Here is a 12117-nt window from a genome sequence, read left to right on the forward strand (position 1 = left end):
GTGAGTGAGATGAGGGTGAGATGTGGGGTCGGGTGGGGGGATCGGGCCGGGCCTACCACCCCGCGTTCTGCGCGGGGGGCGGGAGCCGGCGGACGGACGAGGTGGAGGGCGGAGGAACGGACGGGGTCGGTGCTCCGCGTACGGCGCGGGGCGGGACGGGGCGGGAGATCCGGCCGAGAGGTGCGGTACGGCGCGGAACCCCGGGCGGGGCCGGGACTAGCGCAGCCGCAGGGACTCGGCCAGCGGGACCCTGGAACCGCTGCGCAGCACGCTGTTGGCGTACATCCGCCCGGCGATCCGGGTCAGCCCCGCCAGCGCGGCCACGGCCAGCACCAGGGAGACCGCGACCTGCCACGCCGGGGCGATGCCCAGCAGCATGCGCGCCGGCATGAGGATCGGGCTGAGCGGCGGGACGAGCGAGAGCCACTCGATGACCGGGTCGTGGGCGTTCTTGCTCAGCAGGGCGATGCCCAGCACGAACGGTGTGGTGATGAGCACCATCACCGGCTGCACCACCGCCTGGAGATCCTCCTGCCGTGAGACGCGCGCCGCCGCGGCGGCCAGCATGGCGGCGAAGAGGAAGAAGCCGAGCAGGAACCAGACGCCCATCGTCAGCAGCGTCCCGGCCACCGCCGTCGGCAGCGAGATGGCTCCCGTGCCCTCGGCGAGCACGACCGCCGCGCCGCCGAGCAGGACGAGCTGCGTCACGCCGACCACGGCCACACCGATCAGCTTGCCCGCGAGGAGCTGCCAGGGCCGGATGCTGGAGAGCAGCAGCTCGACCACGCGGCTCGTCTTCTCCTCCACGACCCCCTGGGCCAGCATGATCCCGTAGATGATGAAGAAGAAGTACAGCAGGCCGGTGGAGGAGAGGATCAGCGCGAACTGCTCGGCCGCGCTGTTGCCGGACGGGTCCAGCGCCTTGGTCACGGTGGCCGACGACGCCACGCGTTCACCGAACTCGACCGGGTCGACGCCCGCGCGTTCCAGCTCCAGGGTGGTGCGCTGCTCGGTCACCGCGGCGTTCACGACGGCCAGCAGGTCCTGGTCCGTCTCGCGTTCCACGGTCATCGTGAGGTCGGCCGCGCCGCCGCTCAGTACGGCGGCGACATCGCCGTCGCGCAGCAGCGTCTCGGCGCGGTCGCCGTCGACGGGGACGAACTCGATGTCGAGGTCGGGCGCGCGGTCGGCGACGGCCGTCAGTATCGGGCGCATCGCGGTGGTGTCCGCGTCGAGACCGACCTTGGTCGGCCCCTCCTTGGAGAAGAGGATGATCAGGGTGTAGACGCCGAGGGCGAGGACCAGTCCGAGCGTGCTGAGGACGAACGACTTCGTCCGCAGCCGGCTGTTGATCTCGCGCTTGGCGACCAGGCCGACCGCCCGGCGGGCCGAGAGCCCGCCGGAGGCGGGGGAGGCGCCGGGGTCCGGTGCCTGCGGGCCCGCGCCGGGGTCCGTGGCCGGGTCCGACGCCGTGACCGCGTCCGCGTCCGTCTGTGCCGCTGTGCTCATCGTCCGCCGCCCTCGCTCTCGGTGTCCGCCCCTGCCGCGACCGCGGCCGTGACGGGAGTCCCGGCCGTGCCCGCGCTGTCTCCGTCCTCCGTGTTCCCGCTGTCGTCTCTGCTGACCAGATCGCGGTACAGCTCGGTCAGCGGCGGCCGTTCGGAGACGAAGGCGGACACCGGACCGGTGGCGAGTGCCGCGTGCAGCACCCGCTGGTCGTCGGCGCCCTTCGCCAGCCGCAGCCGGGTACGGGTGCCCTCCCGGCTCAGGACCTCCACGCCCGGCAGCCCCGCCGCCCAGTTCTCGCCCGCCCCGGGCGCGTCGACCAGCAGCCGGCGCTCGGCGCTCTCGCTCAGCTCCTGGACCGTGCCGCAGGCGATGAGCTTGCCGCCGCCGACGATGCCGACGCGGTGGCAGACCCGCTCCACCAGGGCGAGTTGGTGGCTGGAGAAGATGATGGGCACACCCTGCGCGGCCCGCTCCACGAGCACCTCGCGCATCACGTCCACCGCCACCGGGTCGAGCCCGGAGAACGGTTCGTCCAGCACCAGTGCCTTCGGCTCGTGCACCAGGGCGGCGGCGAGCTGTACGCGCTGCTGGTTGCCGAGGCTGAGGTTCTGGACCTCCTCGGTGGCGTACGACGTGACTTCCAGCCGCTCGATCCAGCGGTCGGCCGCCGCACGCGCGGCGGCGGCCGGCATGCCGTGCAACTCGCCCAGGTACCGCAGCTGTTCGACGACCTTCATACGCGGATACAGTCCGCGCTCCTCGGGCATGTAGCCGAACTGCCTGCGGGCCTCGAAGTCGACGGGACGGCCCTGCCAGCGGACCTCCCCGGCATCGGGTGTGAGGACGCCGAGGATGATCCGCATCGTGGTGGTCTTGCCCGCGCCGTTGCTGCCCACGAAGCCGAACAGCTCACCGGCGCGGATGTCGAAACTCATGTCGTCGACGGCCCGGCGCTTGCCGTAGCTCTTCCGTACGCGGTCGACCTCCAGCGCTGCCGCAGTCATGTGCCGCACCTCCCGACGGTGATGTGTTAACTCATTGGAGTATTGCGTTAACACATCACTCCGTCAAGCTTTCACGCGTCCTGACGCTCTACCACGACGATGTGCTTCTCCGTCAGCTCCGACAGCGGGCTCCGGTCCCAGCCCGCCCAGCGGCCGGTGACACGCAGTCCGGCGAGCCGGGCCATCACGTCGAACTCGGCGGGCCACGCGTACCGGCTGACCTCGGGCACCTTCCGCAGCCCGCCGGGGCCCAGGATCGTGTGGACGACGAGCGCGGACTGGAGCTGACGGTTCACCTGGATCGTGTCCAGCAGCAGCGCGTCGGCGGCCAGATGGCCGATCTGGGTGGTCGCCTCGGAGAGCCGGTGGTAGTTCTGCGGGTTGTACGTCTCGAAGACCGCGACCCCGCCGTCGGCGAGCGCGTCGTGGATGCCGCGCAGACAGCTGATCTGCAACTCCTGCGTGGGCAGCATGAAGAACGTGTTGAGCGCGGTGAGGACGACGTCGTAGCGCTCCTCCACCACCAGGGCGCTGAAGTCGGCGACCGAGCTGGTGATCCCGCCCGTGGGGTCGTTCTCGTGCAGCTTCGCCAGCATCGCGGGGGAGGCGTCGACGCCGTGCACCCGGTAGCCGTGCGTGGCCAGCGGGATGGCCAGCCGGCCCGTACCGACGCCCAGTTCGAGCAGGGAGGCGGGGGCCGGGCGCAGCTCCTCCAGGAAGGCGATCATGGAGTCGATGGCCGGGCCCGAGGTGGGGTAGAGCGAGTCGTAGACGTCGGCGAGCGCCTCGCCGTACGCGCTGCTGCCGGGGGCGCCGGCCTGGCTCTTCGAACCTGCGGAAGCCGTGGAGCCGTCGGTGCTGTCGGTGCCGTTCGCGGTCGGTCCGGTCGGCTGCTCGGAGCGCTCGGTCCGCTCCGCCTGCTCGGGTGCCTCGGTGGTCATGATCTCTCCCTCTGCTTCCGCTGTTCCGGTGATGCCTGTTCCTGCTGCCCGCCCGGCCGCTCCTGCTCACCCGGCGTCCGCGGCGTCTCCTGCGACGCCGCCGCCAGCTCGGACCGCAGAGTGTCGGCCGCCGCCAGGACGTCGGGGAACGACGCGGGCGCCCACGCCTCACGCCGGCCACTGGTCGTGCTGCGGCCGGGATGGGGCGGGACGACGACCACGTTGCGGCGGGCGGCGAGCTTCGCGGAGTGCTCCGCGTACGCCGCGCTCTGCGCGCCGCCGGGCGGCAGCGCGGGCGCCAGCGCGATCGCGGCCTCCGTGCACTGGAGCGCCAGCATGGACGGCGAGTCGCCGAGGCCGAGCGCCAGCCGGGCCAGGTAGTTGAGCGTCGCGGGCAGGACCACCACGGCGTCCGGCCACTGGGCGAGATCCACATGGCGGGCGCGCGGCTCCGGCTCGTCGGGCCAGCGGTCCTCCAGCACGTCGCAGCCGCCGATGGCGACCAGCGCCTCGCGGGTGACGAACCGGGAAGCGGCGCCCGTCAGGACGTACCGCACCTCCACCCCCGGCTGCCCCATCTTCAGCCAGCTCGCCCAGAACGGCAGATGGGCGGCGGTCACCGACCCCGTACCGACGACCAGCAGCCGCCGTACGCCGACCTGTTCGGGCACCCCCGCCCCGGCGGTCACCGGCCCGCCGCTCCCGCCCCCGAACCCGCCACGGGCGCGGGTCCGGAAGCGGGGGCGGGTTCCGGCGCGAGCGCCGGGTCCATGGGGGTGGCGGTCGACGCGGGGTCGACCGGCGCGGACACCGGTGCGGGCGCGGCGGCGCGCGGGGTGTCGCCGCCGCGCAGCGTCTGGCCGTGCACCAGCTCCTGGTAGAGCGCGGAGCGCGTCAGCAGTTCCTCGTGCGTACCCCGGTCCACGATGTGGCCCTCGTCCACAACCACGATCAGATCGGCGTCCTGCACGGTCGAGATGCGGTGCGCGACGGCGATCACCGCGCGCTCGGCGGACAGTTCACGCATCAGCGCCCGCAGCCGCTCCTCGTTCTCGCTGTCGAGCTGCGACGTCGGCTCGTCGAAGAGCACGATGCGGGTCTCGCGGAGCAGCACCCGGGCCGCCGCCAGCCGCTGCCGCTGACCGCCCGACAGGTCCTCGGCACGGCCCAGTTCGGTGTCCAGCCCGTCCGGCAGCGCCTCGACGGCCGCGCGCAGCCCGAGCGTCTCCAGCGCCCGCCACAGCTCCGTCTCCGGTACGTCGGTGTCCTGGCCGAGCTGGAGGTTCTGCCGCACCGTGCCCTCGACCAGGGTGAAGCTCTGGTCGACATAGCTGATCTCACCGCGCAGCTGCCGCAGCGGCCACCGCTCGACCGGATGGCCGCACAGGGATATCCGGCCCGAGTCCGGCAGCAGGAACCGCTCGGTCAGTCCGAGCAGCGTGGTCTTGCCCGCGCCGGAGGGGCCGACGATGGCGGTCAGTCCGCGCGCGGGAGCGGCGAAGGACGCCTCGTGGATGATGGTGCGCCCGCCGTCCGCGTACACGACCTGGTCGAACTCCACGGCCGGCGCGGTGGGCGAGGGCTCGACCGGACCGGCCGGTCCGGGCTCCTCGGACGGGATCATGAGCACGCTGTTCAGCCGGCCGCGCGCGGCCAGGCCCGCCTGCATCCGGGCGAAGCCGGAGACGAGCAGGGTGATCGGCGAGACCAGTTGCAGCAGATAGACGATGAAGGCGGCGAACTCGCCGATGTTCAGATCCCCGGAGGCCAGCCGGGCGCCGCTGACGACCATCACCGCGACGATCGACAGCTGCTGGCCGAACTGCATCGTGGGACCGACCAGCGCGCTCACCCGCGCGACCGACACGGCGGCCTTGCGGGCGTCGTCCACGCTGTGCCCGAGGGAGGCGGCGACCTGACGCTCGGCCAGGAACGCCTTGACGGTCGGCAGCGACAGCACGGCCGCCGTCATCTGCTGGGACATGGAGCCGATGGCGTTCTGCTGCTGCTCGACTCCGCTGCGGATCGCCCGTACGCAGGCGGCGATGCCCAGCCCGGCGACCGTGAAGGTGGCCAGCACGACCAGGAGCAGGACCCAGTCCAGCACTCCCATGGCGATCAGGGTGCCCACGGCCAGGAAGAGCGACGACGGTATCTGCGCGACACCGACGTCCACCACGGAGCGCAGCTGCGAACTGTCGGAGCTGGCGCGGGCCACGAGATTGCCGGCCCCCTCGCGCCGTACCCGCCGCAGCGGCAGGGTCAGGATGTGCGCGGCGATCCGGAAGCGCGCCTCGGAGACCAGGGCCTCACCGGCGCGGGCGAGCAGGAAGGAGCCGAGCGCCGCGGTCAGACCGGCGCCGAGGGCGAGTCCGGCCATCAGGAGCATCGGACGGACCGGCCGCTCGTCCTGGCCCAGTGCCATCACCAGGTCCCGGACCTGGAGGGGCAGCAGGAGCGTGGCGACGGCGGAGAGCATGCTCATCACCACCGCACCGGCGACGGCGGCCTTCCTGCCCTCCAGGAGCTGGGCGAAGACGCGCAGTTCGTCGGTGCCGGCCGGACGTGGTTCTTCCTTGGCCATGGTGGTGGTTCTCCTCCAGCTTGCGGTTACATCCGGTCACTTTCGGTCGCACGGCGGACGGTTCAGGGCGCGGTGGCGGCTCCGGTGCCGGTGGTGAGGTCGGTGGTGGGCTCGGCGGACGTGGACCCGGTGCCGGCCGTCCAGGGCCAGGGCGCCGAGTCGAGGTTCCGGGCGGGGTCGGCGGGGTCGACGTTCGCCGCGGCGCAGGCCGCCGACAGCTCGGCGGCGGTCGGGCGTTCCCGCCCCTGCTCGGCGGCGGCCACGAACGCGCGCGCCACCACATGCGAACGGTGCTCGCCGAAACTGAGTCCGCGCATCCCGGCCCGGTCGTCCTTCGGCTCCCAGGCGGCCGTCACACCCGGGGCCACGACATGCGCGTACGCGGGGGAGGGGCCGTCCGGCAGTCCGGTGGCCACGGCGCTCTCGGTCAACGCGTCGACCACGCCCCAGGATTCGGAGCTGAGATAGACCACCATGCCGTCGTTGCGCGGCAGGCTGCCCGGGTTCGAGATGATCTTCGCGCGGTAGATCGCCGACCGGCTCTCCAGCGTGCTCAGGACGGAGTTCCACAGGACGGGTCCCTGCTCGGCGTCGTTCACCCGCAGATAGACGCGCAGCAGATCGCCGCCGCCGGTACGGCCCTTGCCGCTGTCCACCAGGAAGAAGCCCGGCGAGAGCAGCGGGCGGGCGGCGGGCATCGTCATCCGGACCACGGGGCGCGCCGGTTCGCCGACCGTACGGCCGGTCTCCTCCAGCGACACCGAATCCGGCAGGTTCAGCCGCAGACCGTCGATCTCCACGACACGCCGTCCGGCGGCCGTCCGCCCGTCGGTGAGGATCGCGGGCGCGACGGTCGTCGCGTGGGGCGTCGCCGCGGCGAGCCGGGCCTCGTACTCCGGGGCGCGCAGCGTCTTGGGCGCCTTGCGGTCGCGTATGCCGCGCCCGGTGTGCAGCACCTCGTACAGGGTGCGGGCCAGTGTGAAGCGCATCGCGGACGGGGACTCGGCCGTCACCTCGTCCTCGCCGACCCAGGCGGTCAGGCCGTCCGACGCGATACGGACGGTCTCCAGGGCGCCGCGCAGCCCGGGGGAGAGCAGCGGCTCCGGCTCCGCGGGGGCGGTGGCCGTGCCTGCGCCCGCCCCGGTGTTGGTGTCCGTCCCGGTGCTGGTGTCCGTGACCGTGCTCATGCGGCCTCCCCGAGTCCCACCGTGGAGACGAAGCTCCGCGGGTCCAGTAGCGCGGTCCGGCCGATTCCCGCCGCCGCGCGGACGATGGCCGACAGCCGGCCGTTCTCCTTGGTGGAAGCGATCAGCCGGTCGATCAGATGCCAGCCGGCGTACGACGTGGCCCGTACGACCAGTCCGTCGTCGTCGGGGCCGCCGCCCTCGCGGTAGCCCCGGTGGAACGCGGAGATCAGCGGCAGCACCCGGGTCAGCTCCTCGGTGCCGCGCGCCACGACCTCCTCGTGGGTCAGCGTCGCCGAGAAGGCGTCGTCCGTCTCCTGCGCGGGAATCCGCAGCACCGCGCGGTGCAGCCACTCGCCGACGTACGCCCCGACGTCACGCGCCGGGTCGCCGAGCCGGAATTCCTCCCAGTCGTTGACGTACAGCGCGGTGTCGGTGGCCAGGAACTGGTCCAGCCGCAGGTCCCCGTGGATCGGCACCCGCGCCGCCTCGGCCTCGGTCGCCCGGAGCCGCTCCAGCCCGTCCAGCAGCGCGGCGTCGCGCTGCAACAGCCCCCAGCCCTGGATGAAGGCGCCGGTGGCGGTGACGTAGTGCTCCAGCGGGAGCGACCGCAGGTCCTCGACCGGCGGGTACGGGTGCGGGTCCGGCTCGGGGAAGTCCTCGGGCAGGAAGGGCAGTCGGTGCAGGGCGGCCACCGTGCGGCCGGCCTCGGCCGACGTCGCCTCGGTGAACTCGTCCTCCGCGGCGAGCTCGCTGCCCGAGTGGATGTCGTCGAGCATCCCGAAGACGAGCAGACGCCCCTCCTCGTCACCGCCGAGGAATTCGGGGCGGGGGAAGGGAGAGTGACCGCGATTCATCAGGCGCTCGAATGACATGAGCCGCTGGTAGCGCCGGAGGGATTCCTTGGGATTTCCCTTGAGGCGCTTCACGAATACGGCATTGCCGGTGTCGGTGACACCGGACCAGTTGTCGTTCCGGCCTGGATAGGAGAAGACCTCCGAGGCGTTGAGTGAACCCAAGTCGAGCTGGACGAGGAGCTGTTCGACCGATGCGTCCACGGGACTGTCGACAGCCGACGCGGAAGACCGGCCCTGCGGGTATTGAATCTTTTCGCCTGCCACAGCCGTTTCCTATCGCGGGAAGCAGCCGCCGGACAACGAATTGACCGCCATCGGCCACCCCTGACTGGGGCCGTGCGCCGGGGGTAACGTGCAGAACTGCCGCGCCACGCCGGACGCGCCGCGCGGGCCGCCTCGCGGGCCGTCCCCAGGATGCCCCGCAGCGCGTCGGGAGCCCGGTCCCGGGCCGGGCCCGAGCCCGCTTCGTACTCCGTTCGCAGGCCGTTCGCACGCGGCCCGGGGTCCCGTCCGCCGTCCGTCCGGAGCCCTTGTGACGACTGGGCCGAGAGCCCGCCGGGCCGACCCCGGACGGGGACGCCGTACGGCGGTGGACAGGTCCTGACCGGCCTGCGCACCGCCGTGGGGTCGCCGCCGCGGGCCGGCCGTCCCGAACGGAACGGCCGGCCCCGGCCGACGACGGCCGCCCTCATCCGGATCAGTGGTGACAACCACGCCCGGGTGAGAGGCGGTTCGGGATTCGGGCCGGCGAACAGCGGCCTGTGACGATTCCTCCGCTAACCGTCACGCGCCACCGCCGTTCGTGGGGCCCGGTGTTCCGAATCTCGAATTGTTCTTTCGTCGCCCGCCTGTGGTGCGGACTGTCTGGAGCGGCACCGCACCGCGTGTTCGCACGGTGCGTTATTTCTTCGTACACCGGATCGTGCATGGGTCGGCGCTCAGACGATTCTTCGCCGAACGGCCCACACGACCGCTTCGATCGGCGTTTCCACGTCGACCCGGTCGCAAATGGCCCGCAGTTTCCGGCGCAGGGTGCGGTCGCTCATTCCCATCCGGCGTGCGACCTGCGCCATGGTGCAACCCTGCGAGACAAGTTGAAGGATTCTCAAGTGATCGTTTTCCAGTCCGAGGTGGGGGACTCTGAGGACACTTCGTGTATTCACCTGTATCAACCTCACGGTCGTCCGGCGGTGAGGCGCCGGATTCCGAGGTGCTCGACGGCCGGGAGCGACAAGCCCGTTCGTGTGCTGTCGCCGGACGAGCTGCTTTCCGCGGTTCGATCGAGCATGGTCCGGGAAGTACGGATTTCCGGTCTATGCGTCAGCCAATTCTGCCCCCGTTCCTGTCATCGGACCGGAGTGGTAATCCGGTCCGTCCGCCCGTGACGCGGGAGTTGCCTCCCCGTGTCCGAGGTGGGCGGGCTACCGGCCACCTTCGGCCATGACACCCCTCCACCTCGCCTCCACTCCGTATGTTCAAACGGTCCGGTGGGTGAGGTGAACGGGGCGGGATGTGATCGCCGTGTGCTGCCGACCCGTCACCGGACTTCCCCGAGGACGCCCGAACGGTCTCCCAGCTTCGTTTTCCGTCCGCGCGGGGGTCCTCCGGGGGCGAGGTGACACCCTCAAGGAATGTGACGCAGATCACAGCATCCTTTGGGTGTCGCCAGGAGTCTCTTCGGTGCCCTGATGTCTGAAAAGTCGCGACTGGGTACCTCGGCCGGGTGTCCGGCGGAGGACGTCCCGAACGGGCCCGTACGACCCCCCGGCGACCCGGTGGCGCGAACGCGCGAGGGTCGTACGCCGGACACGGGAACCGGCCCCGACGAGGGAAGAAGTGATCCTCGGGCAACCAATTCGCGCCGTCGCGGGCGGGGTTGATAAACGGTCGAATGGCCGGTCGGAAGGCATCCGGGAGCGCGTACGGGAGGCGGTATTCCGGACAAGGCAAGGGCGCCACGCCGGTTACACGGAGAAAGTCGGCGCCGTTGTTGTTGCGGGAGTGTTAAGTGCCCGTGGAGGGCCCTGAGTCCGCCCGGGAGGCCGTCCGGAATTGCGCGGGGAAGGGCGGCCCGACAGTCTTTTTTCGGCCCGGGGCCGTCCGCCGTGCCCGCATCACGCGCCGGGGGTGCCTCTTTCGCACCCGGCGGGCGCCCGACTCGACTGCGGCGACGGCTCCCTCTGGGCGCCCTGGGGCGGCCGGGTCTGGTGCGGCGTCAGATTCTTGTGCGGCGGCCGGTCCCTCTGCGGCGCCCCGGGGCGGCCGGGTCTGGTGCGGCGGTCGGTTTCCCTGTGGTGGCCGAGGCCGCTGAGGCGACCGGCGCGGTGCTGGCTGTCGGTACCCGTCGCCTGTCGGTCGGCATCCGTCGGTCGGCCCCTGTCGGTCGGCTCCCGCCTGTCGGCTCCTCAGGCCGGTAACCGTCGGCCGGTTCGTGTCGGTCGGGCCGGGGGCGGGTAGACGGCACGCGCGAGGCGCCTTCCGGGGCCGGCGGGGCGCCGGCGGCCTCTTGGGGCTGGCGGCGCGGGTGCCTCCCCGGCTAGGTTCGCGGGCGTCTGACATGAACACAGGGAGTGTGAATGCGCAAGGCGCTGAGATGGCTGCTGTCCCTCGTGCTGCTCGTCGGCACGCTGGGCGTGGCCGGTGCGGCAACAGCCGCCGACGGGAACGCGGGATCCGCGGCCCCCGACATCAAGGACCGCATCCTCGCCATCCCGGGGATGAGCCTGATCGAGGAGAAGCCGTACCCCGGTTACCGATACTTCGTCCTCAACTACACCCAGCCCGTCGACCACAAGCGACCGTCGAAGGGCACCTTCAAGCAGCGCCTCACGCTGCTGCACAAGGACACCACCCGTCCCACCGTGTTCTTCACGAGCGGGTACGGCGTGTCCACCAACCCCGGCCGCAGTGAGCCGACCCGGATCATCGACGGCAACCAGGTCTCACTGGAGTACCGCTTCTTCACGCCGTCCCGGCCCGAGCCGGCCGACTGGAAGACGCTCGACTACGAGCAGGCCGCGGCCGACCAGCACCGTATCTTCGGCGCGTTCAAGAAGATCTACCCGAAGAAGTGGCTCGCCACCGGTGGCTCGAAGGGCGGCATGACCGCCACGTACTACGAGCGCTTCCACCCGAAGGACATGGACGGCGTCGTCGCCTACGTCGCACCCAACGACGTGGTGAACAAGGAGGACTCCGCCTACGACCGCTTCTTCGAGAAGGTCGGCACCGCGGAGTGCCGCGCCAAGCTCAACGCCGTGCAGCGCGAGGCGCTGGTCCGGCGTGAGCCGCTGGAGAAGATGTACACGGACTGGGCCGAGGCCGAGGGCGCGACCTTCACCACCGTCGGCACGCTCGACAAGGCGTACGAGGCCGTGGTCCTGGACTTCGTCTGGGCCTTCTGGCAGTACAGCCTGGAGAGCGACTGCGAGAGCATCCCGCCGGCCACCGCGTCGGACGAGGAGATCTACAACATCATCGACGCGATCTCCGGGTTCTCCTTCTACACCGACCAGGGTCTCTCCACGTACACGCCGTACTACTACCAGGCGGGTACCGAACTGGGCGCGCCCACCGTCAAGCTGCCCCACCTGGGCAACCTGAGCCGCTACGGCTACCAGCCGCCGCGGAACTTCGTGCCGCGCGAGATCCCCATGACGTTCCGTCCGTGGGAGATGGCGTCGGTCGACAACTGGGTCCGCCACCACGCGAACCGCATGATGTTCGTCTACGGCGAGAACGACCCGTGGGGTGCGGAGCGCTTCCGTCCCGGCCACGGCGCGAAGGACAGCCACGTGTTCACCGCGCCCGGTGCCAACCACGGCGCCAACGTCGCGGGTCTCGTGCCCGACGAGAACGCCAAGGCCACGGCCCGCATTCTCGACTGGGCGGGCGTCGCACCGGCGGCCGTGCAGCAGGACGCCGCGAAGGCGAAGCCGCTGGCGGCGTTCGACGCGAAGCTCGACAAGCGCGACATGGAGCGGATGCCGACACTGCGTCAGTAGTCAGTAGTCAGTAGTCAGCAGTCGGCAGTTCGTG

General features: G+C 71.4%; 9 protein-coding genes. 1 reads left to right on the plus strand and 8 read right to left on the minus strand.

Annotation, left to right across the window (positions count from 1 at the left end):
* Positions 1-216 precede the first annotated feature (216 nt).
* The 8 genes from OG875_RS20910 to OG875_RS20945 all read right to left on the minus strand — a co-directional run bounded on the left by OG875_RS20910 (position 217) and on the right by OG875_RS20945 (position 9152).
* Positions 217-1509, minus strand: a complete 1293-nt coding sequence (locus OG875_RS20910; RefSeq protein WP_330175744.1) for an ABC transporter permease — start codon at positions 1507-1509, stop codon at positions 217-219.
* Positions 1506-2513 (minus strand): ABC transporter ATP-binding protein, encoded by a 1008-nt coding sequence (locus tag OG875_RS20915; RefSeq protein WP_330175745.1) that lies wholly within the window; start codon positions 2511-2513, stop codon positions 1506-1508. Before OG875_RS20915 ends, OG875_RS20910 begins: the two co-directional genes overlap by 4 nt.
* Before the next feature lie 71 nt (positions 2514-2584).
* The gene (locus OG875_RS20920; protein ID WP_330175746.1) at positions 2585-3454 is read right to left on the minus strand and encodes a class I SAM-dependent methyltransferase; all 870 of its coding nucleotides are present in this window, start codon (positions 3452-3454) and stop codon (positions 2585-2587) included.
* Positions 3451-4143, minus strand: a complete 693-nt coding sequence (locus OG875_RS20925) for a flavoprotein (RefSeq protein WP_330175747.1) — start codon at positions 4141-4143, stop codon at positions 3451-3453. The genes OG875_RS20920 and OG875_RS20925 overlap by 4 nt, the downstream gene beginning before the upstream one ends.
* The gene (locus OG875_RS20930) at positions 4140-6038 is read right to left on the minus strand and encodes an ABC transporter ATP-binding protein (RefSeq protein ID WP_330175748.1); all 1899 of its coding nucleotides are present in this window, start codon (positions 6036-6038) and stop codon (positions 4140-4142) included. The genes OG875_RS20925 and OG875_RS20930 overlap by 4 nt, the downstream gene beginning before the upstream one ends.
* A 62-nt stretch (positions 6039-6100) precedes the next feature.
* The gene (locus OG875_RS20935; RefSeq protein WP_330175749.1) at positions 6101-7225 is read right to left on the minus strand and encodes a T3SS effector HopA1 family protein; all 1125 of its coding nucleotides are present in this window, start codon (positions 7223-7225) and stop codon (positions 6101-6103) included.
* On the minus strand, positions 7222-8280 hold the full coding sequence (gene lxmK / locus OG875_RS20940) for a class V lanthionine synthetase subunit LxmK (protein WP_330175750.1): 1059 nt from the start codon (positions 8278-8280) through the stop codon (positions 7222-7224). Before lxmK ends, OG875_RS20935 begins: the two co-directional genes overlap by 4 nt.
* A gap of 737 nt (positions 8281-9017) precedes the next feature.
* A complete protein-coding gene (locus OG875_RS20945) occupies positions 9018-9152 on the minus strand; it encodes a helix-turn-helix transcriptional regulator (protein ID WP_443079159.1) in 135 nt (44 codons plus the stop codon).
* A gap of 1503 nt (positions 9153-10655) precedes the next feature.
* On the opposite strand from OG875_RS20945, the gene OG875_RS20950 reads away from it, so the two are divergent.
* Positions 10656-12083 (plus strand): S28 family serine protease, encoded by a 1428-nt coding sequence (locus tag OG875_RS20950; RefSeq protein ID WP_330175752.1) that lies wholly within the window; start codon positions 10656-10658, stop codon positions 12081-12083.
* Positions 12084-12117: the final 34 nt, after the last annotated feature.

This window comes from Streptomyces sp. NBC_01498, from assembly GCF_036327775.1.
Taxonomy (GTDB): domain Bacteria; phylum Actinomycetota; class Actinomycetes; order Streptomycetales; family Streptomycetaceae; genus Streptomyces.